This window comes from Rhodococcus huquni (genome assembly GCF_055231055.1).
In genome coordinates this window covers 117,769-143,827 of sequence record NZ_JBUYWE010000006.1, presented here as the reverse complement: position 1 = coordinate 143,827, position 26,059 = coordinate 117,769, and the positions used below count along the sequence as shown (strand labels likewise).

26 protein-coding genes are annotated in these 26,059 nt (G+C 63.0%); 15 read left to right on the top strand and 11 right to left on the bottom strand.

Annotation, left to right across the window (positions count from 1 at the left end; all coding sequences use genetic code 11):
• Positions 1-41: 41 nt before the first annotated feature.
• The 5 genes from ACZI8R_RS13395 to ACZI8R_RS13375 all read right to left on the bottom strand — a co-directional run bounded on the left by ACZI8R_RS13395 (position 42) and on the right by ACZI8R_RS13375 (position 4,974).
• On the bottom strand, positions 42-2,072 hold the full coding sequence (locus ACZI8R_RS13395) for a hypothetical protein (protein WP_463380117.1): 2,031 nt from the start codon (positions 2,070-2,072) through the stop codon (positions 42-44).
• A 297-nt stretch (positions 2,073-2,369) separates the two neighbouring features.
• Complete coding sequence (locus ACZI8R_RS13390) at positions 2,370-2,873, bottom strand: hypothetical protein (protein WP_463380116.1); 504 nt, start codon at positions 2,871-2,873, stop codon at positions 2,370-2,372.
• A 279-nt stretch (positions 2,874-3,152) separates the two neighbouring features.
• Positions 3,153-3,599, bottom strand: coding sequence for a sce7725 family protein (locus tag ACZI8R_RS13385; RefSeq protein WP_463380115.1), 447 nt, complete (start codon positions 3,597-3,599; stop codon positions 3,153-3,155).
• Entirely contained in the window at positions 3,596-4,015 is a 420-nt protein-coding gene (locus tag ACZI8R_RS13380) for a sce7726 family protein (RefSeq protein WP_463380114.1), read from the bottom strand. The genes ACZI8R_RS13385 and ACZI8R_RS13380 overlap by 4 nt, the downstream gene beginning before the upstream one ends.
• A gap of 347 nt (positions 4,016-4,362) precedes the next feature.
• Positions 4,363-4,974, bottom strand: a complete 612-nt coding sequence (locus ACZI8R_RS13375) for a TetR/AcrR family transcriptional regulator (protein WP_463380113.1) — start codon at positions 4,972-4,974, stop codon at positions 4,363-4,365.
• Positions 4,975-5,147: 173 nt separating this feature from the next.
• On the opposite strand from ACZI8R_RS13375, the gene ACZI8R_RS13370 reads away from it, so the two are divergent.
• Both ACZI8R_RS13370 and ACZI8R_RS13365 read left to right on the top strand, forming a co-directional pair.
• Positions 5,148-6,074 carry a metal-dependent hydrolase gene (locus tag ACZI8R_RS13370; RefSeq protein ID WP_463380112.1) on the top strand — a complete coding sequence of 309 codons (927 nt, stop codon included), beginning with the start codon at positions 5,148-5,150 and terminating at the stop codon, positions 6,072-6,074.
• 12 nt (positions 6,075-6,086) lie between these two features.
• The gene (locus tag ACZI8R_RS13365) at positions 6,087-7,229 is read left to right on the top strand and encodes a DUF7802 domain-containing protein (RefSeq protein ID WP_463380111.1); all 1,143 of its coding nucleotides are present in this window, start codon (positions 6,087-6,089) and stop codon (positions 7,227-7,229) included.
• On the opposite strand, the gene ACZI8R_RS13360 is transcribed toward ACZI8R_RS13365, so the two are convergent.
• On the bottom strand, positions 7,215-7,817 hold the full coding sequence (locus ACZI8R_RS13360; protein WP_463380110.1) for a TetR/AcrR family transcriptional regulator: 603 nt from the start codon (positions 7,815-7,817) through the stop codon (positions 7,215-7,217). The genes ACZI8R_RS13365 and ACZI8R_RS13360 overlap by 15 nt on opposite strands.
• 61 nt (positions 7,818-7,878) lie before the next feature.
• On the opposite strand from ACZI8R_RS13360, the gene ACZI8R_RS13355 reads away from it, so the two are divergent.
• The 6 genes from ACZI8R_RS13355 to ACZI8R_RS13330 all read left to right on the top strand — a co-directional run bounded on the left by ACZI8R_RS13355 (position 7,879) and on the right by ACZI8R_RS13330 (position 14,032).
• Positions 7,879-8,367, top strand: a complete 489-nt coding sequence (locus ACZI8R_RS13355) for a nuclear transport factor 2 family protein (RefSeq protein WP_463380109.1) — start codon at positions 7,879-7,881, stop codon at positions 8,365-8,367.
• Complete coding sequence (locus ACZI8R_RS13350) at positions 8,364-9,218, top strand: alpha/beta fold hydrolase (RefSeq protein WP_463380108.1); 855 nt, start codon at positions 8,364-8,366, stop codon at positions 9,216-9,218. The genes ACZI8R_RS13355 and ACZI8R_RS13350 overlap by 4 nt, the downstream gene beginning before the upstream one ends.
• A gap of 45 nt (positions 9,219-9,263) precedes the next feature.
• Positions 9,264-10,136: a siderophore-interacting protein gene (locus tag ACZI8R_RS13345; protein ID WP_463380107.1), complete on the top strand. Its 873-nt coding sequence runs from the start codon at positions 9,264-9,266 to the stop codon at positions 10,134-10,136.
• Between the two features lie 120 nt (positions 10,137-10,256).
• Positions 10,257-11,534, top strand: coding sequence for a condensation domain-containing protein (locus tag ACZI8R_RS13340; RefSeq protein WP_463380106.1), 1,278 nt, complete (start codon positions 10,257-10,259; stop codon positions 11,532-11,534).
• A gap of 112 nt (positions 11,535-11,646) precedes the next feature.
• A complete protein-coding gene (cycA, locus tag ACZI8R_RS13335; RefSeq protein WP_463380105.1) occupies positions 11,647-13,113 on the top strand; it encodes a D-serine/D-alanine/glycine transporter in 1,467 nt (488 codons plus the stop codon).
• 103 nt (positions 13,114-13,216) lie between these two features.
• On the top strand, positions 13,217-14,032 hold the full coding sequence (locus tag ACZI8R_RS13330) for a M23 family metallopeptidase (RefSeq protein WP_463380104.1): 816 nt from the start codon (positions 13,217-13,219) through the stop codon (positions 14,030-14,032).
• Positions 14,033-14,085: 53 nt separating this feature from the next.
• On the opposite strand, the gene ACZI8R_RS13325 is transcribed toward ACZI8R_RS13330, so the two are convergent.
• The gene (locus ACZI8R_RS13325; RefSeq protein ID WP_463380234.1) at positions 14,086-14,349 is read right to left on the bottom strand and encodes a hypothetical protein; all 264 of its coding nucleotides are present in this window, start codon (positions 14,347-14,349) and stop codon (positions 14,086-14,088) included.
• A gap of 131 nt (positions 14,350-14,480) precedes the next feature.
• Here ACZI8R_RS13325 and ACZI8R_RS13320 point away from each other — a divergent pair, with 131 nt between their 5' ends.
• Positions 14,481-15,989, top strand: coding sequence for a glutamate-cysteine ligase family protein (locus ACZI8R_RS13320; RefSeq protein WP_463380103.1), 1,509 nt, complete (start codon positions 14,481-14,483; stop codon positions 15,987-15,989).
• 106 nt (positions 15,990-16,095) lie between these two features.
• On the opposite strand, the gene ACZI8R_RS13315 is transcribed toward ACZI8R_RS13320, so the two are convergent.
• Both ACZI8R_RS13315 and ACZI8R_RS13310 read right to left on the bottom strand, forming a co-directional pair.
• Positions 16,096-17,325, bottom strand: a complete 1,230-nt coding sequence (locus tag ACZI8R_RS13315; protein ID WP_463380233.1) for a globin domain-containing protein — start codon at positions 17,323-17,325, stop codon at positions 16,096-16,098.
• A 14-nt stretch (positions 17,326-17,339) separates the two neighbouring features.
• Positions 17,340-17,816, bottom strand: a complete 477-nt coding sequence (locus tag ACZI8R_RS13310) for an RrF2 family transcriptional regulator (protein WP_463380102.1) — start codon at positions 17,814-17,816, stop codon at positions 17,340-17,342.
• 76 nt (positions 17,817-17,892) lie between these two features.
• On the opposite strand from ACZI8R_RS13310, the gene ACZI8R_RS13305 reads away from it, so the two are divergent.
• Genes ACZI8R_RS13305 through ACZI8R_RS13295 form a run of 3 tightly spaced genes read left to right on the top strand, consistent with a single transcriptional unit; the run spans position 17,893 to position 20,784 of the window.
• Positions 17,893-18,777: a universal stress protein gene (locus ACZI8R_RS13305; protein ID WP_463380100.1), complete on the top strand. Its 885-nt coding sequence runs from the start codon at positions 17,893-17,895 to the stop codon at positions 18,775-18,777.
• A 53-nt stretch (positions 18,778-18,830) separates the two neighbouring features.
• Complete coding sequence (locus ACZI8R_RS13300) at positions 18,831-19,874, top strand: LLM class F420-dependent oxidoreductase (protein WP_463380099.1); 1,044 nt, start codon at positions 18,831-18,833, stop codon at positions 19,872-19,874.
• Between the two features lie 13 nt (positions 19,875-19,887).
• Complete coding sequence (locus ACZI8R_RS13295; RefSeq protein ID WP_463380098.1) at positions 19,888-20,784, top strand: universal stress protein; 897 nt, start codon at positions 19,888-19,890, stop codon at positions 20,782-20,784.
• A 12-nt stretch (positions 20,785-20,796) separates the two neighbouring features.
• Here ACZI8R_RS13295 and ACZI8R_RS13290 read toward each other — a convergent pair whose 3' ends face one another.
• Positions 20,797-21,414: a TetR/AcrR family transcriptional regulator gene (locus ACZI8R_RS13290; protein ID WP_463380097.1), complete on the bottom strand. Its 618-nt coding sequence runs from the start codon at positions 21,412-21,414 to the stop codon at positions 20,797-20,799.
• A 97-nt stretch (positions 21,415-21,511) separates the two neighbouring features.
• Complete coding sequence (locus ACZI8R_RS13285; RefSeq protein WP_463380096.1) at positions 21,512-22,738, bottom strand: amidohydrolase; 1,227 nt, start codon at positions 22,736-22,738, stop codon at positions 21,512-21,514.
• 308 nt (positions 22,739-23,046) lie between these two features.
• Here ACZI8R_RS13285 and ACZI8R_RS13280 point away from each other — a divergent pair, with 308 nt between their 5' ends.
• From ACZI8R_RS13280 to ACZI8R_RS13270, 3 genes are all read left to right on the top strand, one after another.
• Positions 23,047-24,510 carry an MFS transporter gene (locus tag ACZI8R_RS13280; protein ID WP_463380095.1) on the top strand — a complete coding sequence of 488 codons (1,464 nt, stop codon included), beginning with the start codon at positions 23,047-23,049 and terminating at the stop codon, positions 24,508-24,510.
• A 65-nt stretch (positions 24,511-24,575) separates the two neighbouring features.
• A complete protein-coding gene (locus ACZI8R_RS13275; RefSeq protein ID WP_463380094.1) occupies positions 24,576-25,298 on the top strand; it encodes a DUF8020 domain-containing protein in 723 nt (240 codons plus the stop codon).
• Between the two features lie 12 nt (positions 25,299-25,310).
• Entirely contained in the window at positions 25,311-26,048 is a 738-nt protein-coding gene (locus ACZI8R_RS13270; RefSeq protein WP_463380093.1) for a DUF8020 domain-containing protein, read from the top strand.
• Positions 26,049-26,059 lie beyond the last annotated feature (11 nt).

The window sequence follows — 26,059 nt, the reverse complement described above, 5'->3', positions numbered from 1 at the left end:
CTCGTGCGTGATGCAGTAGAGTCGCTGTAGGAGAACATCTCTCAGGTCTCCGGTGTCTCCAACGGTCGTGATTCGATCGTGGGGAGTGGAGCGACCGCCACTTTCGATTCTAGTAAGTCGTAAACTCTGTTTTCCATCCGTGTCAGTTGCGTCAGGGAGGGGACAACCTGGTGCGGCCGAATGTCTGCTTTTGATGCCTCGTTCGCGTAGGTTGCTGCCCCGACGATGGCGCGATACTCGCGGCCGCAGAGCTGTTGCGTCTGAACTGGTTCGGCTATTGAGCAAATCTCAAGTGCTCGCGAGACCATCTGAAGCTTGAGCGTCAAAACGCCGAGTTCGGCTCGAACTAAACCTGTTTCGAGCGACGACGTGTGGTGGCACTCCTCGAATGACAATGCAGCTTCGTTGAGTGCCAGCCATACCATGGATTGAGCGGCGAGATCAGGTGCCTCGATTGTCATTCGTGATTCGAAGAGAACGGGGAGGAAGACGGCCGACGGCATTTCCTTGAAGTTGCATCTGGCTGTCCACCACGTCTGGACCATTGCGACGAGTAAGCTGCGGCCGGCAACCATGGCGGGACCGTGAATCGTCGGAATATCGACTTTGATGCGTTCGACGTCATCGATCGCAAGAATTGCCTCCATCATTGCCTGTGCACACGGATTGATCTTGTAAAATGAGAGATCCGAGAGTTGGACTGTCAGTTCTCCGCGTTCCAGTTCCCATTCGCGGACGTGGAGGCCGTTTGTGGCGAATCGTGTTAGCGCGCTGTCGATCTGCAGGAGCGTGGACGATTCACGATCGCTGGCCTGTTGCTGGGCGTTCACGAGTTGGGGGTTGTCGGCGCAGGCCATAGCCCAGCCAAGTTCAGCGCCGGCCATGAGACCGTGCCCGCGAATAGCTAGCTGCCACAGCACGTCTGGGTCCAGTTCGGTGTCATTGCTCAGTAGCTTGAGTCTCTGCGAGTCCCAGTGGTAGTCCTCGTGCGCTGCTGCGTTTCGAAGCGCGGGCACGATGCAGGACGCGAATGCCACTGCGAGTGAATCGTTGGTGGCGCGTAGGCGGTCTACTAGTTGTGACAGCATCGGTGGGGCGCCTGATGCGTCGGTCATTAAGCGCACCAATGTCCAACACCAGGGCTTCATTTGACCTTCGGTCATCCGTCGGTACAGGTCAAGGCGGATCATGGCGCGAAGGTTCTGCTTTGTTGTTGTCTCGAATTTGCTGTTGGCCTCGCGGATCATGAGCCAGTTGGCGTAGCTTTCTTCGACGTTGTCCAACAGCGCACGTAGTGCGCTCGCGGTATTGTCCGGATTCGTCGCGAAGCGGTCGCCCAGCAGCACTCGGGTGTGTTGCGCTGCCCATATGGTTTCGGCGGGATTCGCGGACTCCAGTAGTACCTGGGTGAACTGAAGAGCTTTGATTCTGTCGAGGTTCGTGGCGTCCAGTGGGCCGTAGAGGCGGTCGATCCGAAATTGAAGGTCGTCGAGTCGATTGTGGAACTGTGCGACCAGTAGTGGAACTGTGAATGTGTCATTGGCGTCGCGGAGGGCGGAGCCTTCCACGCCGAAGACGGACATCCATGGGTCAAAGTGGTCGCGTTCACCGACTGATTGTGCATTGGTCGAGGCATTGGTCAAGATAGCTTCGAAGGCTTCGGCAATGCAGTTTGGCGGATTCTGATGCGCTGGTTGGAGCATGCCGTCAATCAGAAGGGCAAGCCATCGGTCTGCCGCCTTATCAAGTAGTTCATGAAGTTGGATGGCGTAGATGCTCTTGGGGTGATCGAGCATGCACCCCGCGCGAATCCGCCCACTCATCTCTGACAGGAGTGCGACGGCCTCAGTGGACGCGGCTCGCAAGACCCCGAACTGGCCATCGGAAGCCGCAATACGTACGACGTTGGACACGTTGGCGAATGCGTCAGGGACGGACGCGAACTGGTGCACAAACGCATCCCACTGATTGTCACCAACTGGTACCGAAGGGGTCGGAAGCTCGCGCCGGTCCTTCAAGTAGTGCGCAAGTTCGGCTGCGGCTCGACTGCGAACCTCGGGCGTGATCGGCACAAAATCATTCTTGCACCGTGAAGCTACGTCGACGTCCGTTGGGGGCTGTTCGCAACCGATTCGGTGACATCTCCATCGGATGGTCGACCTGAACCCCCGTTGAGGTAGACGCAGTCCGTGCGGTGCCGTGAGAACGTCCCGACGATTACGACGTAGTTGCGAGTGCTCGCACCGGGCCACCACCTGGATGCCGGCGCCAATGCGAGAGCTGTGAAGTCAAGCAAAATCCAGGTTGACTCCGATTTCGCGCGTCGAACGGGAAAAGTGTTCTGCCAGAATAGCTTCGGATTCTGGGCCTCAAGCGGACTCGCACTCTTCGGCAGCAACGGTGACAAGGAGTGGCGGAAAGGCAGTGAAACCACGACTTGCCAATCGTGCAGCTAGGCCAGCGAGGCCAGCGGCGATTGCCATCCAAAGTATTTGCTGCTCTGGCGTGACACTGAGACTCTGCAAAGCAGATTTCGCGATTGCAGTGACAGACACGACACCAACCGGAATTACCACGGAGACGAAGAGTGAGTAGAACGTATCCTCCCAGAACCGCGAGAAACGTTCACGGTCTGCATCGGACTCCAGTCGACTCTTGAATCCATCACTAGCCTGCTTCAGCCACGTCGGGGGCCAACGATTTGGCGACGGGCCCTTCGCATCAGCAGTCGCCACTTGAATCCAAACGACGCAGCGACGGCCCATAAGACCCAGATTGAGGAGGGCAAGCAAAATGAATACGAGCAGTATCAACAGGCTGTTCGCAGCTGGGAAGGCGTCCACGATCGCGATCCACAATGCGGAGACGGCCACAGTGCATCCCCACCCCGTTGATGCCCACCAGTCCCGACGCTTGTACCGGTTCACGTCAGCTTCTGGCAGCGTTACCTCCCAAGTTGCCGCAGGGTCCCCACTGTTTCGCCATCTGTATGTGCTCCGCGCGAAACTTTGGCTCATGAACGACAGCATCGCGTAGTACCCCCTAGGTAGGCTGAAACAAGGGCAATCGATACCGTGCTCAGTCGCCGCTTGAGACTAAGTGCCGCTCAGAATCACTGCCGAGGTATGAGTATCGGCGGAAGTCGGGCTAGGTCAGATAGTGCTTGCGACCGTGTAGAGATGATGGGCAATCTGAAACTGCTTGTTCTTGGGCAAACTGGTGGAGTACCCAGTTGTTAGTAGTTTGTCATATGAATCGACTCCCGGCGAGTTTTCGTATTTTGTTGGCGCCGCGGTCTTTTCGTCGTCGAGTTTCTTTGCGACCTCAAGGATCTTACTGCCAGAAGTGCTCGCTGCGTGGGGTGGGTCGATTGATTGGAGGTGCTGAACCCACAGCGACTTGTTCGTGTGTTGGTATGTCATATGTGCAACGACGACGCGTGGTTGTCGTCCGCCTGCCCTCGGTGGTTCGGGTGGGAGGACTGTGAAATCCGATAGGCCCGGCCAGCCATCGGCCTTGAAGCTGAGATGATCGCTCGTGAACCACTCAGCCCCCGAATATTCGGCGTTCGTCGGCTTGGTGACGAAGGAATCTTTCACACACTTTCGCAGTGGCTCGCATAGTCATCCAACTGCGATTTCAGTCTGGCGAAGTCATCCAGATCAGTCTTGATTTCATACGCCGTCGTCGTGCCGTTGACCACTACTATGTCGGCTATCGAATTGCCCATCGGCTGTTCCACGAGAGCATTCGCCGTGGTGGGTCGATGACGACCGAAGATGAGTTTCGATACCACGGAGTTCTTGTAGATGTACTCGGACCGGTACGACGCCGACAGGACCTGGTACGCGGCCTCAAAGGCGTCGCCTAACGACGTGTTGGCGTCGACCGACCGAGCAAGATGATCGAGCGGCGGAAGCTCTGGCAATCGTCCGCTTCGAGCCAGCTGCCGAATCATCGCGGTGGAGAAGGCGGAGGCGAGGAGGCGTGGAGTTGTCTCCGCCAGGGTGCTCACCGGAGGTGAGGCAAGTCCAGTCGTCATCTCAACCCCAAAGGTAGTACCTGGTACGTCGCTGTGACGATAGCGCCAATTGAAGCTGTGCTTGCGCGACCCCACGCAAAGCCAGCTGACGGGTGGTGGGAGCCCGTCCCATAAGGCCGGGTACTTTGCGGTCGACCAGCGGTTAGGGGCCGTTCGCGTTCCCAATTTCGCCGATCGCGTTCCACTGCGCACTCTGGCAGCGCTCTGAACTGGTGCAATAGTATTTTCATCAGGTCCCCGAGGGCGGGGTTTGCGCCAGGTGAGTGTATCGGCAGGGCGGCCCACCGCGCACATTGTGGGTTGCGTCGTCGTGGTTTGGATCATTGGATCTGCTTCTGCGCACTGATTGCGGATCCCATCCAACGCCGGAGGTAGCGCCGCAGTTCGTCGTCGGTGCGCGGTGGGTTGCCCGGTGAGAGGAAGAAAGACTGCATCGTCCGCAGAATGTATTCGACGAGCTCTGCCAGTGACGTCTCGTCGTACCCGTACTGCTCCCAGTCGACGTCGAAGCGTTTGATCATCGTCATGCCGAACGTCTGGGCCTCCGATGAGGTCAGCCCGTCCGGATGGGCGCTCGAGTAGGTGCCGGTGAGCAGAATGCCCAGGTGTGGGGTGCGGCGGACCTCCGCCAGCGTGTAGACGACGCCTTCGGTCATCGACTCCACCGGATCGGTCAGACCGTGTACCCGCTCCGCGAGGCGGTCGAGAAATCCGTCGACAGAGGCGATGGCGGCAGCGCGCATGAGTGAGTCGGCAGTGGGGAAGTACCGGTACACCGTCTGGCGAATGACCCCGAGAGTCTCGGCGACATCGGCGATGCTGATGGCCGAGCCGGTTTCTGCGATGAGATCGACTGCGGCAGAAACGATTCGACGCGAAGCTTCTTCGTCGCTCCCTGGTGGACTCCCACCCCAACCGCGCCTGCGTGCCACGTCGAGACGTTAACACAGGAGCATCGCTTACTCGCTGGACCAGCGGAAACGTTGAGCTTCCGAAGTAATCATACAAACCATTGCCATTATGTATGGTTGCTGTCACTATGGCTGCGGTGACCCGATCCGGCGTCACACGAAATGCCGACTCCGGGAAGACGAGGTATCACGCAGTGACCGACCTACAGATTCGAAAGATGCGTTTCGCGTTTGCCGACTACGACGTCCCGTTCTTGTGGAACGAGGAGAACCCAGCGTTCTCGAGCATGGCCAACGCGGTGTCGTTTCTCGCGATCGGCTTCGAGAAGATGATCGTGAACCTCATTCGCGAGGCCATGCCCTTGATCGCCGATCCTGCGGTCGCAGAGGAGGCCGACGCCTTCGTGCGCCAGGAGGGTCAGCACTCGACAGCGCACCGGCAACACGCGAAGGGGCTGATCAAGGCGTACCCGCAGCTCCAGGAGACGCTCGATGAAGTGATCGGCGCATTCGACAAGCTCACGGCGGAAACGTCGGTCGAGTACCGACTCGCCTACACCGCTGATCTGGAAGCCACGTTCACCCCCGTCTTCAAGCTGATGCTCGACAATGACTCGAGTCTGTTCCGTCCGGGAGACGATCGCGTTGCGTCACTGTTCATCTGGCACTTCGTCGAGGAAGTGGAGCACCGGAGCTCCGCGCTCATCATCTTCGATTCGGTTGTGGGCAGCGACTTCTACCGGATGCGGGTGGCGCCGTCGATCTTCCGTCACGTTCTGTACGTGATCAGGCTGGCATGTGAAGGATTCAACAAGTACGTACCGCTGGAGGAACGGAAGATCGACGCACTCTCGATGTTCGCTTCGTACCGGCGTAAGCAGAACCTGAAGAGCCGGTTGCCTTTTCTGCACGCCGAGTACAACGGCACGATGCCCCGCGCATTCGACGATCTTCCACTCGGCGAGCAACTTGTCGCCCTTGCCGGCGTCGTTCGGAGCCAGCTACCCAAACACAATCCGGATCACGAGAAGCTCCCCGCGTTGGCGGATGTGTGGTTCTCGAGGTACGAGGCCGGCTACGACGTCACCCGCTGGTACACCGCCGACACCGTCACGTCGTAGGGGAGCGAATCGATGACCGAGCTCTGCTCACCCACCTTCGATCAACTTGCCACGGCGCTGGGGTTCTCGTGTCGAGAGGCCGGCGGGTTGGTGGAGTTCCGTAACCCGTTGGCCTTGGAGAACTGGACCCTGCCGGTCCTCGAGCTGACCATCGTCGTGGGCTCGATACTGGCCCTCGTGTTCGCAGTGATCCGCCTGCGCAAGCATGGCGATCCGACCAACTTGGTTCTGTGGTTCGGCGCTACGGCCTATCTGTTCATCATCGAACCGCCACTGTATTTCCCGGCTGCGTTCGGAATCGAAGAACACGTCGACACGATGTTCGCGCACAACGTGTTCACCGTCGACTTCATGTGGGGTCGACTGCCGCTCTACATCATCGCCATCTATCCGCTGATGGCCACGATTGCATTCGAGATCGTCAAGATGCTGGGCGTGTTCCGTCGATACGGCGTGCTCGTCGGGGCAGTCTGCGCCGGATTCGTTCACCACGCGTTCTACGAGATCTTCGATCACCTCGGACCACAGCTTCGGTGGTGGGAGTGGTCGACGACCAATCCGATCAATCAACCGATGTTCGACTCGGTCCCGTTGCCGAGCGTCGTGGTGTTCGCGGCGTTGTGGCCGATGTCGTTGGCCTTCTGTGTCCAGTTCTTCGTCGGAAGACACGTCGATCAGGGGCGTCGTTTCTCCGGGATCGGGTTGGTGTGGCGCACAGTTGTCATCGGCCTCCTTGCCTCGCTGGGCACGTTCCTGTTGCCGATTCCAGCAACCGTCCTGGGGATGGGAAGCGACGCGATCCGAGGGATTCTCTATGCCACCGAACTTGCGGTGGTGGCGATCGTGGCCGTCATCGTTCTGTATCGACAGTGGAACAGGCTACGAGAAGGCACATTCGACGGCCCGGCCTACGACAACAGATTCGTGCGGACATACAGCATCGTCTATCTCTGCGTGATGGCACTGCTCTGGGTCGCGGCGTTGCCCGACTATTTCGGGGCGGTGGGCGGCGTGACGAGCAATGGCGATCCGATCGGAAATCTCTGGTACACGGTCGTATGTTTCGTCATTGCAGTGCTGTGTGTTCTCGCAACGTTCTCCGCGCGTCGATCGCGACAGTCCGATTCGGACGTAGTGATGTCAGGGCGCGCGTAGCCCCGACATCATGCGCAGCATGGTGTGGAGTGACTGTTCCTTCACCTGGGTGGATTCGGGGGCGGCTTGAGCGACGGCCAGCGCGGCCTCGGCAATGGTCGCGCAGCACAGGCGCGCGAGTAGTTCCACGTCTTGCCGTTCGATCAGGCCTGCATCCATCAGGTCGGTGAGTACGCGGGCCAGTACGTCTCCGGTGAACTGCTGGTCCAGGGCGCGCCATTGCGCCCAGCCGAACACGGTCGGTCCCTCTTCGAGGACGATGCGACGGAATCGGGTCTCGACGCAGGCATCGAGGAACAATTCGAGCGCCGTTGCAGCGGTTGCCCAATCGACGTTCTGAGGGCCGAGTCGGCGTTCGAGCTCTGCCATCGTCTCGGTCTCGACCTGCTCGAAAACGGCCTGGAACAGGGCCTTCTTGTCCGAGAAATGCCGGTACACAGCACCTTTGGTGAACCGCGCGGCGTTGGCGACGGCGTCGATCGAGGTCGAGGAGTAGCCCTGCGAGATGTAGAGGTCTTCGGCCGCGGCGAGGAGCGCTCGGCGGGTCTGTTCCACGTACTCGAAACGTTGGGGCTTGACTTCGGTCATGCGACCGACTGTACTTGAGATACTATCGGTATCACCAAGACTTGAAGTACTGGAGAGTCGCATGGTTTCAGATGTCACGGATGCACAGCGTGCCGCTGCCGTCGAGCGTTTCGCTACCGGCTGGCGTAACCCGCACGCCCACGCCTGGGACGACCTGCTCGCGCCGGATGTCGAGCTCGTCCAGCCACTCCTCCGAGCGGGCCGGGGGTTGGCGGTCTGGCATGACGAATTTGCGCGACTGATCGGTCTCATCCCCGACGTACGCGGCGAAGTACTCAGCTGGGCCGCTCGCGACGACGTGCTGTTCATTCACCTGGAGCTTCGTGGAACCGCCGGTGGCGGCCCGGTATCCGTCCAGGCGGTGGATCGACTGACGCTGAACGGCGACGGCCTGGTCTCCGAGCGCACGTCGTTCTTCGATCCGACGCCGCTGTCGGCCACGCTGGTGCGTCGGCCGCGAGCCTGGTTGCCGTGGTGGCGTTCGGGTCTGGGGCCACTGTTGGGTCGGCGGCGCTTCCTCGGCCGCCGGATTACGAAGGAGTCGAGATGACATCGACGCGAGAAGTCCAACTGTCGGACGGAATCATTCGGTACCGCGACAGCGGAGAAGGTTCGCCGGTCGTTTTCGTACACGGGGTGTTCGTGAATTCGAGCGTTTGGCGGAAGCTCGAGGAGCCGGTCGTCTCGGCAGGACTGAGATTTGTTGCGCCCGATCTGCCGTTGGGGGCTCACGAAATTGCCATGCGTCCAGGCGCCGACACGACACCCTCGGGTGTGGCGGCGTTGCTCGGCGAGTTCCTCGACGCACTCGATCTCCGCGACGTCACTCTGGTGGCCACCGACACGGGCGGCGCCATCGCGCAGCTTCTATTGGCAAGCGGGTGCGACCGGGTCGCCCGCGTTCTGTTCACGCCATGCGACTCGTTCGACAACTTCCTGCCGCGCTCGATCCGGATCGCGCAGTACGTTGCGCGCGTGCCGGCCCTGTTCACTCTCGGGTGCCAGGCGACGCGAAGTCGGCTGGTACGGCGGCTCGGCGTCGGTACGCTCGCCACACATGGAGTTCCCGACGACATTGCGGAGGCCTGGTTCCTCCCGTTGGTCACCCAGCCCGGTGTCCGTGACGACCTCAGGCGGTTTCTCGTCGGCATCGACTACCGCGACACCGTCGCGGCCGCCGAGCGATTGCGCCGATTCGACAAGCCAGTACTGCTGTTGTGGCCACGGAAGGCACCCTTCTTTCCTTTCGAGCACGCTGAGCGTTGGACCCGGATTCTCCCCGACGCGCGGTTGGTCGAAGTGGCCGACAGTTACACCCTCGTGTGCGAGGACAGACCGGAGGTTCTCGCTCGTGAGCTCGTGCAGTTCGTCGGAGCTCCAGACGGTGCTACCGAGCGGTGAACGTGGCACACCATGCCGTGGACGTGAGCGGTTAGCCTCGAGGTCATGGGATTCGCGTACGCCACGGTAGTGTCCACGCAGGTTTTGACACCTCACTTGATTCGGGTGGAATTCTCCGTTCCCGGACTCGATTCGGTGCCTTTGCCCGGACTCGCAGACGAAGCCGTTGCGATCTTCTTCGGCGCCGACGGCGCGCCGCCGCCGCCTTTGGAACTTCGAAACGGGGCATGGGGGTATTTCGACGTCGCCGAACCGCCTGAGGCGCGCAACTATTCGATCCGGAAGATCGAATCGGACTCGGTCCTGGTCGATTTCGTCGTCCACTCGAACGGCGTCGCCACGACGTGGGCGCAGAAAGCCGAGGTGGGAGACCAGGTGCTCTTCACCAGGGGACGTGGGTGGTACCGACCCCCGAACGATGTGCGCCATGTCGTTCTCGGTGCGGACCTGGCCGGGCTTCCGGCACTTGCGCGAATAGTCGAGGAGCTTCCGCCGTCCGTCACCGCCACAGTGCTTCTCGAGGTACCGACGGCCGACGAACTCGACTACCTCGAAACCCGGGACGGCGTCGAGGTGCTGAGCAGGATTGGAACGGGTAACGGGGAAGCCCCGAGCGCCCTTGCCGACCTGGCCGTGTCGGTCGACCTCGCATCCTCGACCGGGCAGTACCTGTGGTTGGCCTGCGAAGCCGCCGCGTGCCGGCGGATTCGGAAACTCGCTCGTAAGGATCGACAGTGGCCGCTCGACAGAGTGTCCGCCGTCGGATACTGGCGTGACGATTCCGAACGTTGGATGAAGAAGTTCGACGCGGTGGCCGACGAAATGCGCGCCGTGTACTCGGGCGCGCTTGCCGAAGGCGCGAGTGAGTCGGAGGCGTCGGAGCGGTTCGACGATGCCCTCGAGCGCGCCGAGCTCTGACATTTCCGGGAGATTCGCCTCTCGAGGTGGGGGCTGCGGGGGCGGTGGTGTGGTTCGGGACACTATTGCGTGCTTACACTGACTCGAGGAACCACGAATCGGACCGGGGAGGAGCGTGCCGTGTTCCCTTTGACGAATGCGCAACGCGGCCTCTGGGTCGCGCAGAAGCGTGATCCCGAAGTTCCTCTGGTGATCGGCAGGTACGTCGAGGTCTTCGACGACGTCGACGTGGGGGTGCTACGACGGGCCGCCGGGGCAGCCGCGATCGAATACGGTTCCGGAGCGCTGCGGATCGTCGAGGTGGATGGCGAACCGTTTCAGTTCGTGGACACCGACCTGGAACGATGTGTGGTCTTCGTCGACCTCACCGAAGAGCCGGACCCGGTAGGTGCCGCGCACCGGTGGATGAGGGCCGATTGCGCCGCGCCTGTCGCGATGACCGACAGTCAGCTCGTCACATCGGCACTGCTTCGTGTCGGTCCCGACCGCTACTTCTGGTACGTCCGTGCTCACCACGTTGCATTGGACGGTTACGGAGTCGTGGCGTTGGTGCGCCGTACCGCGCAGATCTACAACGCAGACATCGCAGGGCTCGCGGCTCCGAGAACGCGTGCTGCGGACCTGGAAGAGCTCGCAGATCTCGAAGACCGCTATCGATCGTCACCGAGGTTCGGTGACGATCGATCGTACTGGCGTAACCGTCTGTCGAATCTCAGCACTCAGGACGACCTGCGTGTCATGGCCACGGTCCCACTGCAGTGCACGGCAGAACTCAGTTCGGCTCATCGACGTGATCTCGAAGTTCTCGGCAGCGAGACCGGAGGCATGGCTTCGGTCGTGATCGCCGCCCTCGCCACGTTCTTCTCCCAGCGGTCCGGTCGTTCGGATGTGGTTCTGGGGCTGATGACTTCCGGTCGGACGAGTCGCGCCATGCGTGATGCCGCCGGCTCGGTCGACAACGTCGTTCCACTGTTGCTGGCCGATGTCACCGAGAGTTCGGCGGCCGAGCGTATCGACATGGCGCGCATGACGCTTCTGGGTGCGCTCCGGCACCAGCGGTACCGGTTCGAGGACATGCAACGCGATCGGGGCGCACACCCCGCAGCGCGCCCTTTCGGTGCGGTGGTCAACCTGATGCTCGAGGAAGCGGCCGTCGACATTGCCGGATTCCGGGCAGGCGTCGGGATTCTCACGTCCGGGCCGGTACACGACCTGCAGGTGGACGTGTACCGCAGCGCGATGGGTGCACTGAACATCGATCTCCTGGGGAACAGCAACACCTACACGCTCGGCGAGTTGTCCGTGCTGCACCGATCACTCGTGCAGTTCGTCGAGGAATTCGCGTCCGAGGGGCGCCGACCGGCGCGACGGCTCGCGCTCGTCCCGCCCCTGGTCTGATTGGGCGACACGGCATTCGGTCGAAACGGACATTCGGTAGGGATGCTGCACGCGCACCGGGACTCCCGCGTACCTTACGAACATCCGACACAAGGACGACGAGGAGATCTACATGTCCGACCGTGACGTGTCCGTGCCTGCTACCCCGGCCGAGCCGGGCGGGGAACCGCAGCTGTCACGCCAGTTGGCGAACCGACACATCCAGCTGATCGCCATCGGTGGGGCCATCGGCACCGGCCTCTTCATGGGGTCCGGCAAGACGATATCGCTGGCCGGCCCGTCGGTTCTCTTCGTCTACATGATCATCGGCTTCATGCTCTTCTTCGTCATGAGGGCGATGGGGGAGCTGCTCCTGTCGAACCTGAAGTACAAGTCGTTCTCGGACTTCGCGGCTGACCTCATCGGTCCCTGGGCAGGCTTCTTCACGGGGTGGACGTACTGGTTCTGTTGGATCGTCACCGGAATCGCAGACATCGTCGCGATCTCCGGCTACATCGCCTACTGGTGGCCCGATCTGACGCTGTGGGTCCCGGCGCTCGCGGCCATCCTCGTGCTGCTCGCTCTCAATCTTCCGACGGTGAAAGCTTTCGGTGAGACCGAGTTCTGGTTCGCCCTCATCAAGATCATCGCCATCGCGACCCTGATCATCGTGGGTCTGGTGATGGTGTTCGGCAACTTCACCGCGCCCAACGGTTCGGAGGCGGGATTCGACAACCTCTGGAACGACGGGGGCATGTTCCCGACCGGCATCATGGGGTTTGTCGCGGGCTTCCAGATCGCCGTGTTCGCGTTCGTGGGAATCGAACTCGTGGGAACGACGGCCGCGGAGGCCAAGAACCCGGAGAAGAACCTGCCGAAGGCGATCAACTCGATTCCGATTCGCATCCTGCTCTTCTACGTTCTTGCTCTTTTCGTGATCATGGCGGTGACCCCGTGGCGGGAGATCAGTGCGGAGCGCAGCCCGTTCGTCGCGATGTTCACCCTGGCCGGTCTGGGCATCGCCGCGTCGGTCGTCAACTTCGTGGTGTTGACGTCGGCGGCGTCGTCCGCGAACTCTGGGATCTACTCGACGTCCCGAATGGTGTTCGGCCTCGCGAAGGAAGGCGATGCGCCGCGAGCCCTCGGTCGTCTGAGCGGGCGGAAGGTCCCCGCGAACGCGTTGATGTTCTCCTGCATCTTCCTGCTGTCGGCGATCGTCCTACTGTTCTCGGGCGAATCCGTGATCGACGCATTCACGCTGGTCACCACCATTTCGACGGTCCTCTTCATCTTCGTGTGGACGATGATCCTCGCGAGCTACCTCGTGTACCGCCGTCGTCGGCCTCATCTGCACGAGGCGTCGAAGTTCAAGATGCCCGGCGGCGTCGTGATGTGCTGGGTCGTGCTCGCATTCTTCGTGTTCATCGTGTGGGCGCTGACGCAGGAGGAGGACACGCTGCAGGCGCTTCTGGTGACGCCGGTGTGGTTCGTCGTGCTCGGCGTGGCGTGGGCGATCATTCGCCGCCGCCCCGAGCATGTGGCCCGTTATCAGGCGTTCAAGGCCGACATCGAGGCACACGCCAAGATCAAGAACGGGTAACGGTGGCGCTCACCTATATCAATTTGTTACATTGCTTCGCGAAGACAGAGGAGCAAGCGCTCACAGCGCGAGCTGCATTCCGACGACTGACGAGGTAACAACTGTGGGCTCCCACCACCGGGCGGGTAATTCTTCCGTCCCGTTCGCTATCGATCCGAGCGCAGAACGTGGTCGCCACCGCGACCAGACCAGTTCGGCATTCGGACTGAAGGCAGCCACGGTTGCTGCAGCTACCGGCGCCATCGTCGCCGGAGGTGCTCAGCTCGGAGCGGGCAGCGCAGCCGCTGCGCCAGTCGAGGCTCAGTCCTTCGAGGCCAGCCCCGGCAACGCCGCAGACCATGTCGGACAGTCGATCGCGGGCTTGCCGTTCGAGGTTCCCGCCGGCGTGGTTCCGGAAGGGTTCGAGATCCCGGAGGTCCCCACGGAACTCGACGCGGTGGCACCGGACCTCGAGGCCCAGGCGGCTCAGGCCCAGCAGTGGATCAACTCGCTCAACCCGATCAAGCCCACCACCGTTCAGCCGGTCTCCGGCACGCTCACGTCGTCCTTCGGGTCACGGTGGGGAGCGCACCACGGTGGACTCGACGTCGCGGCACCGATCGGCACTCCGGTGCTTGCGGCCGCGGACGGGCAGGTCATCGACGCGGGCCCGGCTTCGGGCTTCGGCCAGTGGGTTCGTGTGCAGCACGACGACGGCACCGTCACTGTCTACGGACATGTGAACGACTACTCGGTCAGCACCGGCGAGCGGGTGACGGCGGGTCAGTCGATCGCCACCGTCGGCAACCAGGGCCAGTCCACCGGCCCGCACCTGCACTTCGAGGTCCACGACCCGAGCGGAAGCAAGGTCGACCCCGCACAGTGGCTGCAGACCCGCGGAGTAGCAGTCACCTGGACGGACGCATCCAGCAGCATGTGAGCGTCGTCCACGATCGATAGTTCCCCCGAGTAGGGCCCGGCTCAGGCCGGGCCCTACTCGGCCTCCAGGTCGACGTCGTCACGGAACACGAGGGTTCCGATGTCCAGAGCGACTGCCCAGCGCTTCGAGACCGCCCAGTCGCGGCCGTATCGCTCGTTGTCGATCTTCTCCACGCCGCCGAACTCGTCGACGATTTCGCCGGCCTCCAGCGGACGCTTCTTTTCAGGTATGTCGGAGTCGGTCGAGTGGCGCGTCTTCACGCGTGAACCCACTGCGAACTGCGCCTTCTTCTTCTTGGGGTCGGTTCCTGTTTTCATCATCGTTCCTTCCGCTCACATGTGCTGTTCCGAGGTTAACCCGTGATTGGCTCGCGGTGTGGGACGAATCGTTATGCTCATGCTCACGGCAGTGCCGCGAGGGCTGCGACGGAGGCGATCGGAGCGCGTTCTTGGGTACCGAAGTGACTGCACGCACGTTCACCCGCGCTGATCGCAGGGCATTTCGCGACAAGGTGCGCATGTGCTCCGACGCGCTCGAACGGATGCTGGCCGAGGGCGCATTCGTCGACGACGTGGCACCACCACAGCCGTTGCTGGGCATGGAGATCGAGTTCAATCTCGTGCAGGCGGACATGCAGCCGGCGATGTCGAATCAGGCCGTCCTCGAATCGATCGACGACGACGCCGTCTTCCAAACCGAGCTCGGGCAGTTCAATGTCGAGATGAACGTCGTGCCCGGACCGCTCACCGGCGACGGTGCCGTGGAGCTGGAACGTAACCTGCGTGCGTCCCTCGATGTTGCCGACGCCCGTATGCATCGTCACGACGCACAGCTCGTCATGGTGGGAATGCTGCCTACGCTCGACCTCGAACACCTCGGCCGCGACCGGATCACCGCAAATCCGCGCTACGAGTTGCTCAACGACCAGATCTTCGCTGCTCGCGGGGAAGACATCGAGTTGAATCTCGAGGGCGTTGCCCTGTCCGGCGGCGAACGTGAACATCTGCGAGCCGATGCCAACTCGGTGGTCCCGGAGGCCGCCTGCACCTCGTTGCAGCTTCATCTGCGGGTTGCCCCCGATGCGTTTGCGGCGCATTGGAATGCGGCCCAATGTATTGCCGGTGTTCAGGCGGCAACCGCAGCGAACTCGCCGTTCCTTGCAGAGCGGGCACTGTGGCACGAATCGCGTATTCCGATTTTCGAGCAGGCGACGGACACTCGTCCGCTCGAGCTGAAGAATCAAGGGGTACGGCCCCGGGTGTGGTTCGGGGAGCGGTGGATCACGTCGGTGTTCGACCTCTTCGAGGAGAACTCGCGCTACTTTCCGGCGCTGCTGCCGGAGGTGTCCGAAACCGATCCGATCGCCGAACTGGATGCAGGCAGGCTTCCGGACCTGCACGAACTGCAGATGCACAACGGCACCATCTACCGCTGGAACCGCCCGGTGTACGACCACGCGGACGGCAAGCCCCACCTGCGGGTCGAGAACAGGGTTCTTCCTGCAGGTCCCACCGTGCTCGACACGATGGCAAACGCGGCCTTCTATTACGGGCTGGTGCGCGGACTCGTCGACGCCGAACGCCCGCTGTGGTCGTCCATGTCGTTCGATGCGGCCAGGGAGAACCTTCACACGGGCGCGCAATACGGTCTCGAGGCTCACCAGTACTGGCCGGACATCGGTCACGTTCGCGTCGACGAGTTGGTGCTGCGGCGGCTGCTGAAGCTCGCTGACGAAGGACTCACTGCTTACGGGCTCGACACCGAGGCACGGGATCGATACCTCGGAGTGATCGAGGGGCGTTGCGTGACAGGACAGAACGGTGCCTCGTGGCAGCGTGAGCAGGTGGCGAAGCGGGAGCGCGGCGGCGAATCCAGGGGTAAAGCATTGGCAGGCATGCTCGGTGACTACGTCGCGCACATGCGAAGTGGTGCCGCTGTCCACACCTGGCCGAAGTGACAGGGTGCGGCCGCCGTCGGACTGCTGTTCCTGAGTCCGCGGAGCACCGGTGGGTCCGCGGTCAGGACAGCAGCCTCGACGGAAGAGGCCGTCGCCAGGTGAGTGGCTACGCGGTGGGCGTCGGTGCCCCCGCCCAGCTGTCCGGGCCGAACACCTCGTAGTGGATGTTCTCTGCGGGAACGTCCTTCGCCAGCAGAGCTTCCCGCATGCCGAGCATGAACGGCAGTGGTCCACACAGGTAGGCCCGGGTTTCCGGCGTGACGTCCAATTCTTCGAGGTCGGCGCGGCCTGCCCTCAGGTCGCTTTCTGGACTACGGGATCCGAGGTCCTCGTACCACCGATGCATCGACGCGGACGGAAGGCGGCCGATGAGTTCGGTCAGCTCGAGGCGGTGGGCGTGATTGCTGGGGGAGCGGTCCGCGTGAACGACGCTGACCTTTCGGGCATCTTCACGTTCGGCGAGGTGACTGAGCATGCCGATCATCGGGGTGCAGCCGATGCCGGCGGACACCAGCAGGACCGGTGCATCGTCGTCCTCGAGAGTCAGGTCGCCGAACGGCGTCGAGACGGAGAGGGTGTCGTTCTCGAACACGTTGTCGTACAGGAAGTTCGACACTTCGCCGGCAGGAGCAATGGTGTCGTGTCCGCTACGCTCGGCGATTCGCTTCACGGTGATGCGCCAATCACCGTGGGCCGGCGCAGAGGAGAGGCTGTACTGCCGGATCTGTCGTGCGCCGTCCGGAAGGGTCACCCCGACGGAAAGGTACTGCCCGGGAACGAAGGTCGGGAGGTTGGAGCCGTCGGTGGAGGTGAGGACGAAGGAGACGGTGTCGGTCGACTGATGGGTCCGTTCGGCCACGCGAACCTCGCGCCACACCTTGCCGACCTCGACGCCGGCATCCTCGTAGAGCCCGGCCTCCATGGCGATAAGGGTGTTGGCCATGAGCCAGTAGACCTCGTCCCAGGCCTTCGCGACCTCGGGGGTCACGGCCTCGCCGAGTACTTCGACGATGGCCGCGAACAGGTATTTGTGCACGACCCAGTACTGATCGGGCTCGATGCCGAGGGACGCGTGCTTGTTGGCGATCCGAGACAGGATTGCCTGGGTGCGTGCCTCGTCCGGCTCGAGTTGCAACGTCGCGAAGGCGGCGATGGCGCCCGCAAGTGCGCGCTGCTGGTCGCCCTGCTTCTGATTGCCGCGGTTGAAGAGGTCACGCTCGAGCTCGGGATGGTCGGCGAACATCGTGCTGTAGAAGAGTGTGGTGATTTCTCCGATTGCGGCACCGACGGCCGGGAGGGTGGCGCGAATCGTCTCGCGGGATTCGGGGGAGAGCATGGCTGTTTCTCCAATCATCGGGCGGAACCTTCTGCTCCGCTGTCGTTTTCGGGGGCGCCGACGCCGGGCAGCGCGAGGAGTACGCCTCGGCTCGGCTGGGCCGTCAGATCTTCGACAGTCACAGTGTCGAGTGACGCGAAGAAGGCCTCACGGGCAGCTTTCAGCGCGGAGCGGAGTCGGCATGCGCTGCGCAGTGGACACGGGTTCGCGCCCTCGCATTCGACTACCTCACCTTCGCCCTCCAGGCGTCGGGCGATCCAGCCGACGGAAGTGGTGCGCCCGAGTTCTGTGATGGCGAGACCGCCGCCACGTCCGCGACGTGCATCCACGACTCCCAGCTCGGACAACCGGGTGATCACCTTCGTCACGTGGGTGTAGGAAATGGACAGCTGCCGCGCGATGTCGCGGCTGCCGGGACGCGAATCCGACTCTTCCACCGCCAAGCGCATCACGACCCTCAATCCGAGGTCGGTGAACTGCGTGAGCTGCATGATCCCCACGGTAGGTTAATTCGCATCCAGGATACGAATTAAGTGATGAACACCGCTGGAGGGTTAGTGTGTGACCATGAGCACAGCTGATCGCAACAGTGTGGTTGTCGGTGTGGACGGGTCGGACTCCGCGTGGGCGGCGCTTCGAGTCGCAGCAGGTGTCGCAGCGAAGCGGGGGCTTCGCCTCGAGATCATCCATGCCCTCGATTTCGCCCCGTACGGGTTCGGTGGCCCGTACATCGATTCCGGGGGCGTGTTCGAGTGGGTGGAGGCCAGCGGCAAGTCCATCTTGCAGGATGCCGAAGCGCTCGCGCGTGAGTACAAGGCGGACCTCGACATCAAGACGGAATTGTCGATCGGGAGCAGTGCGCAGTGGTTGGTCGATCTCTCCGAGCAGGCACGGGTCATCGTGATCGGCGCTTCCGGTGTGGGGGCGGCCACCACTGCACTTCTCGGAAACAACGCCGTCAGTGTGACAACACATGCCCACTGTCCCGTGGTTGTGGTGCGGGGGGAGATTCGCCCCGAAGCCCCGGTCGTCGTGGGCATCGACGGGAGCTCCACCAGCGTCCGCGCCGTCGAGGTCGCCTTCCAGGAGGCGGACCTGCGCTCCGTGCCACTCGTGGCCGTGCACATATGGAGTGATCTGGGGCCGACTGCGTTCGAGGACCCGCGCGCGGCGGCGTTGGTTCCCCGCGGAATCGAGGACGAAGAGGAAGCAGTTCTCGCCGAGGCCTTGGCCGGGTGGCAGGAGCAGTTTCCGGACGTGCAGGTCGAGCGCAAGATCTATATCGACAATCCGCGGGCCCGGCTGCTCGACTGGACCGAGAGGGCTCAGCTCGTAGTGGTCGGCAGCCGCGGCAGGGGCGGATTCCGCGGCATGCTGTTGGGCTCCACCAGCAACAGTCTGATCAGTCAGGCGAATTGCCCTGTCGTGGTCGTGCGGCCCAAGGCGAACTAGGGTCGGGACAGAACGTTCGGACAACACTGTCGGTCGACGAATGAGGTAGCAGAGTGCGCATCGGAATGAGCTTGAACTACAGCGGCGGGTTCGCCGAGACGGCAGCCGAAGTGGGCGATCTGGAGAAGGCCGGACTGGACGTCGCTTTCGTTCCGGAGGCGTACTCGTTCGATGCGGTGAGCCAGCTCGGGTACCTCGCTGCGAAGACCTCCACGATCGAGCTGGCGTCGGGGATCTTCCAGATCTTCACCCGTACCCCCAGCCTCACCGCGATGACGGCGGCGGGCCTCGATTTCGTGTCCGACGGCCGTTTCGTCATGGGCATCGGAGCCTCGGGCCCACAGGTGGTCGAAGGCTTCCACGGCGTGAAGTACGACGCCCCGATCGGCCGTACCCGCGAGGTCGTGGAGATCTGCCGTCAGGTCTGGAAGCGCGAGAAGGTGCAGTACGACGGCAAGTACTACCAGGTGCCACTGCCCGCCGAGAAGGGCACCGGCCTCGGAAAGCCGCTCAAGCTCATCAACCACCCTGTGCGTGAGCGCATCCCGGTGCTCATTGCCTCACTCGGACCCAAGAACGTCGAGCTCACGGCAGAGATCGCCGAGGGCTGGGAGCCGATCTTCTACCACCCCGAGAAGGCAGAGAGCGTGTGGGGCGAGGCGCTCGCGAAGGGTAAGGCCAAGCGAGATCCCAGTCTGGGTGATCTGCAGGTGTACGCATCGCCGGCGCTGGCCATCGGTGACGACGTCGACCACATGCTCGACTGGGTGCGCCCGAGCCTCGCGCTGTACATCGGCGGTATGGGTGCGAAGGGCAAGAACTTCTACAACGACCTGGCAGTCCGCTACGGGTACGAGAAGGAAGCCGAGACCATCCAGGACCTCTATCTGTCGGGAAAGAAGCAGGAAGCCGCCGCGGCAGTCCCCGATGATCTGGTTCGTGCGGTTTCGCTGATCGGCCCCGAAAGCTACGTGAAGGAGCGTCTCGCGGCCTTCGCCGAATCCGGTGTGACCACGGTGAACGTCACTCCGTTCGCTGCGGACCGGGCTGGGCGAGTCGAGCTCATCGAGCAGTTCCGGAAGATCTGCGACGCCTGACAGGAGTGAGGGTATGAGTGACAACCGGCCGATAGTGGTGGCGGTCGACGGATCGGAATCTGCGACGCAGGCAGTCGGATGGGCAGCGCGCGCTGCAGTATCTGCATCGCGGCCGCTCCACATCGTGTCGGTTGTCCACATACCGTCGTTCTACTACTCCGAGCCGTATCTGGCGGAGAGCTTTCGGGACGAGCTCGAAGAATCTGCTCGTCGGTACCTCGCGGACGCGAAGGCGTTCGCCCGGCAGTCCGCGTCAGGCACCCTCGACGTGAAGACGGAGGGGCACCGCGGCAAGGTTGCGTCCACCCTTGTCGAGCTGTCGAAGGCGGCTCGCATGGTGGTGCTCGGATCACGAGGCCACGGCGAGTTCACCGGCCTCGTGGTGGGATCGACAGCCGCTGCCACGCTTGCCCACGCAGAGTCGCCGGTAGTGGTGGTCCGGGGGCGCACGACGGACGGCCGGCCTCCGGCCGAGGGGCCGATCGTGGTGGGCGTGGACGGTTCCGAACACAGCGAGGCGGCAACGGAGGTCGCCTTCCAGGAGGCGTCCCTGCGCGGAGCGAAGCTCGTCGCGGTGCACGTGTGGAGCGATGTGAGTGTGCAACCGTCACTCGGCGCCGCCCCTGCGGATCCACACTGGAGTCGAATTCAGACTGCGGAAGAAGCGGTGCTGTCCGAGCGGATCGCGGGACACAGCAGCCGTTTTCCCGACGTCGTCGTGGAACGGATCGTGGCGCGTGACCGCCCCGTGCGAGTCCTGAGCGGATTCGCGGAGGACGCACAGCTGATCGTGGTCGGCAGGCGCGGCCGCGGCGGGCTGACCGGCATGCTCCTCGGGTCCACCAGTAACGCCCTGGTTCACACTGCAGACTGTCCGGTCATGGTCGTCCGCCCCCGGCGGGAGCGGTAGCCCACCCACCTCTCACGAGGTCGACGTTCGGGCCAATCTGGGTACATGGCCTGCTACCGCCAGGTCGATCAACTGGTTGACGGTGTGCGGGGGCAACGTCGCCGGGCGGACGAAGCCTCGGAAGAAGACGAAGCCGTTCCACAAATCGATGAGTGCGTCGATATCGATGTCGGCCGGGAGGTCTCCGCGCGCGATGCCGCGCTGCACTGCGCCGCGTGCGATTTCTCGGCGCGGGCCGATGACGTGCTCGCGCAGACGTGTTGCCGCCGCGACGTCTTCGCGTACGACCTCGAGCATCACGTCGATGCTGCCGCCGAATCCACCTTCGGCGTAACTGGCTCCGAGTTCGAACGTCCTGAGCAGTTCGGCGCGGGTGTCACCGACATCGGGGATCGACAGGACCGGGGAACGTTCGATCAGTACGTCGGTGACGATCGCAGCCTTGTTCGGCCACCACCGGTACATCGTCTTCTTCGCCACGCCGGCGCGGGCGGCCAGCCCGTCCATCGTGATCGCGTAACCGACTTCGTCGAGGAGCTCGCCGGCGGCTTCCATGACGCGGAGGCGAGCCTGCTCGTCGCGTGGCCGCCCCCGCCGCCGTGCGTTGACGCCCGTGGATTCCGCAGACATGCGTCTCCCCTTGTCGGTTGTCGGTGCACCGGTGTCGGTTGTCGGGTGCACCGGTTGCTCGGGGACGAGCCTAGCCGCCGAGTGACGGCGGCAGGCGTCAGCTGGTGGCCTGGGTGGAAGCGCGTGGTGGCGTCGAGAGCCGAGCGGTGTGCAGTTCCACGTAGTGCGAGCGGTGTTCGGTGTCGAGAGCGAGGTCGATCGCGGTGTGTGCGAGCAACACTGCGGCGTCCAGGAGTGCAGCGTCGGCCGCGGCGCCGGTCATTTCTTCGGCGAACGCCGGACTGTGCGGGAGCGCCTCGATCCCCTCGATACCGATCCACGGGTGGATGGAGGGCAGGACGTGGCTGACGTTTCCCATGTCGGTCGAGGCTCCGAGTGGACCGGGCGGCATCGGGAACGCCGTGCGACCGGCTGCCTTCAGATGCTCCGCGTACCTCTCTGTCAGCCACGGATCGTTGCGCATGTCGATGTAGTCGGGGTGCGACTCCACGATCTCCACGGTGGTGCCGGTGGCCAGCGCAGCGCCGTGGAAGCAGTTCAGGACGCGTCCCTTCAGATCCGCGAGTCGAGCGATGGTGGGCATCCGGACCTCGTACTCGAGAACCGCACGGTCGGGAATGATGTTCGTGCGAGTTCCAGCTTCGTGCACGAACCCGGCGATTCGGGCGTCCGGTGCTGTTTGCTGGCGGAGCAGCGCCACCGCTACCTGCGCGACCACAGCGGCGTCCGCGGCATTGATGCCCTGCTGCGGCATGCCTGCCGCGTGGGCGGATCGGCCGGTGAACATCGCTTCGAACCGGCAGGACGCCATCGTCCCCAGATCTGCGGAGGCGAGGTCCACCGGACTCGGGTGCGCCATCATCGCGACGGTGACGTCGTCGAAGGCTCCGCGTTCTAGCATCAGCACCTTGCCGCAGCCGTGCTCCTCGGCAGGTGTCCCGAGCAGCTTCACCCGGATGCCGGCGGTATCGGCGACGGCTTTCAGTGCGATCGCCGCACCCACGCCGGCCGCGGCGATGACGTTGTGGCCGCAGGCATGTCCGATCTCCGGCAGGGCGTCGTACTCGGCACAGATTCCGACAGTGAGATCTCCTGTGCCGTACTCGGCGACGAGGGCAGTCGGCAGGCCGCATACCCCGCGTTGCACGTCGAAGCCGGCGTCCTCCAGCGCGGTGGCAACCTTGTCGGCCGACGCGTATTCGGCGAAGGCGAGTTCCGGTTCGCGGTGAAGGCTGTGGCTCAGTTCGACGAGGCGATCCCGCCAGTGAGTCACGGCCTGCTGTGCGTCGGTGTAGAGACCCGCGCCTCGTGGTGTCCCGTTCATCGATGTCCTCCAATTCGTACCTAAACGACACTAATCGTTTCCTGTTCTGTTCGGCCACCGTACGGGACGTTATCCGTTCTGACGGGCGTATAGGCGACCCAGTTCTCGGTAAAGTAACAGTTTGGTAACGTTTAGCGCTACTGACGGTAGCGTATTGACACCGGGCGCGGTTCAGCGGACTGTGAGTCGACCCGGACGAAACGGAATCCATGAGGGCCGCGCCTGAATGCCTGGCTTCCAGTGCCGGTGTGTCGTTCTCCAATTCGCATGCGATTCGCATGCCCGCCACTCACACAGCTAGGAGAAGCATGTCCGCGACCTATGCCACAACCGGCACCACAGACGAGCATCAACCGAACCGCCGATTGCTCACTGTCATCGGCTTTCTCGTGTTCATCGAGTTGTGTAGCGGCATTCTGCAAGGCTCCATACCCGCGGTCATTCCGCTCATGGGACGAGAGATGGAGGTCAGCTCCGGCGATCTGAACTGGGTGAACACCGTCTTCCTGCTCGTCTCGAGTATCTCCGTTCCGCTGCTCGCGAAGCTGGGAGACATCTACAGTCACCGCCGGATCATCCAGATCACGATGACGTGCGTCGCTCTTGGATCCGTGATCGTCGCGACGGCCGACAACTTCACCTTGCTGCTGGTGGGACGTGCTCTCCAGGGCGTTTTCGCAGTGTGGCTGCCACTCGAGTTCGCGATCGTCCGCGATCGCGTCGGAGGCAAGAGAGCCGGTGCGGCTGTCGGGATGCTCGCCGGAGCAATTCTTCTCGGTGCCACCATCGGTTCGCTGGGTATCGGCTTTCTGTCTCAGTACACCTCGAACCTGCACGCTCTCTTGTGGTTTCCTGCCGCGTGCACCCTGGCTTGCCTGCCGGTCGTCTACTTCCTGATTCCCGAGTCGACCACTCGTAGCTTCAGCCGTCTCGATTGGCCCGGCGCCGCACTGCTGTCACTGGGTATCGGAACAGTGCTGCTCGGCTTGGCCAGGGGCGGAACCTGGGGTTGGAGTTCGCCCGCGGTCATCGCGTTGTTCGTGTGCGGAGTTGTGGCCCTGTTGGTTTTCTGCCGCGTCGAGCTGACCGGGAGCAGTCCGCTCATCGACCTGCGTCTGATCGCGAATCGCTCTCTTGCTCCGCTGTACGCGCTCAGCTTCATTCTCGGCTTCATCATGTTCGGCTACCAGACTGCCAGCGCGACCTTCATCGCCACACCCTCCGAAGTCGGCTTCGGGTTCGGTTACGACACCATGCATCTGGCGCTACTTGCGCTACCCACGGGTCTCGGCGCGTTCGTGGGTGCGACCTTGGCCGATCGCATCGTCAAGGTCATCGGCGCTCACATCACCATGACGGTCGGGTTCGGTTTGCTTGCGAGTGGTTTCGGCTTCTTCGTCGTCGCACACGATCACCCGTGGCAGTTTCTTGTCGCCTTCACACTCACCGGCCTGGGTATGGGCCTGGTCCTCGGATCGCTGCCGGTGCTGATCATCGCGGCACTCCCGCACGACCAGACGGGTATCGGAACCGGTGTCTACAACACTCTCAAGACGATTGCCGGCGCGCTGTCCGGTGCCGTCTTCGCCGTCCTTATGAACCGACACCTCCTCGATCTGTCACTCGGCGGCTACACCCTCTCGAACGAGTACGCGTACGTCCTGGTCTGGGGATGCTGCGGCATCGTCGCGATTCTCGGTGTCGTGCTGTCGCTCGCGCTCGCGGGTCGACGCAGCACTGCAGACGGGGAGGTGGTGAGCACCCGTTCGTGATCTGCGGCTCGAAAAGTACACGTCAGCAATCGGTCTCACACTCGCAACATGATGAGGAACCAGGAATGAAACTTCGTCTCGTCTCGCTCACAGCGGCCGCCGTTGCCGCCAGCATCGTCAGTGCCACCCCCGCCGTCGCGGACCCCGCTCCGAGTGCTCCGCCGCCGGTGAGTTACCAGGCGACACTCGACAGCGACTCGGTGCTCACCACTCTGGACAACGGAACGTTCGTGCTCGCCGACGATCGGCAATCCATCGGTGTCCGGGACACGGCTGGAAATCTGTTGGACTCACTGCCCTTGGCAGTGAACCTCGATGGCCAGAACGTACCGGTCGGATCGGCGATCTCCGAGGACGGCAGCATGCTGCGGCTCACGCCGAACCTCGATAATCTGGATCGCTCGGCGCTGAAGCCCGTGGCTTCTCCTCTGGAGAACCAGTTGGCGATGAACGATCTGATCAACGCGGTCAGTATCGGGACATCGATCGGGTCCCTCGTGGGTACGGCAGTCGGGGCAGTGCTCGGTGTCGGTGTCGGCTTCGTTCTCGCGGGCGCTGCGTGCGCGGTGCTCAGCATCGGATGTGTGGTTGCAGTACTGCCGATCATGGCACTGGTCTCGGGTGTGGGCGGCATTGCCGGTCTGGTCATCGGCGGTGGCCCCACTGCCGGTGTGGCCGTGTACGACTACGTGACCACCCTCGATGCCGAGCCGGGTACGAGCAGGTACGCCGCCGATCTTCAGGGGCAACCGGGCGTGCCGTCCCCGCAACCCGCAGCCGAGAACTGAACCGAGGGCGACGTGAAGAATTTTCGCGCAACAGCTTTGGTGGCGCTCGCAGTGTCGTGCACGGTCACGATCGCTGCGACTCCCGCGACCGCCGCACCCCAATCGGACGCGCCCTTGGGGTATCACATCTCGACGGGCAACGGCTCCGTCGTCACGACCATGGATGCTGCCACTTTCGTTCCGGCGCCGGATGGCCGATCGGTTGCGGTCCGTGACGACGAAGGCGTGCAGTTGGTCGCACTTCCGCTCGATTACATCCTGGACGGCGTATCGCACTCGATCGACCACGACATCACCGACGGTGGTCGCACCTTGGAGTTGGCGCCGGAGACCGGCATCCACGCCGTGGCTTCTCCCATGGAGAACCAGTTGGCGATGAACGATTTCGCCGGTCAGATGAGCAAGGGGCCTGCTGTGGGCAGCCTCATCGGACTCTTGGTCGGCGCGGCAGTCGGGGGAGTGGTCGGGCTGGGCTCGTGCCTGGTCGTCGGCCCCGGGTGTCTGGCCACCGTGCCGGCGACGATGGCTGCGTTCGCCGCCGGAGGCGGTGTCATCGGCACGCTGGCACTCGGTGGCGGAGCGCTGGCCGACGGATTGTGGAAATACATCACTACCTTGCAGGCTGCGCCCGGTACCAGTGATTACGCGCCCGAGGTGCCGTTCGGCCCGGATGGCACGGGCGTCCCGGACGCGAACCTTCGGCTACCCAGCGGCTCGGCGGACGGGCTGAAGTTGGGTTTGTCGGGGTAGCTGCGCACGGT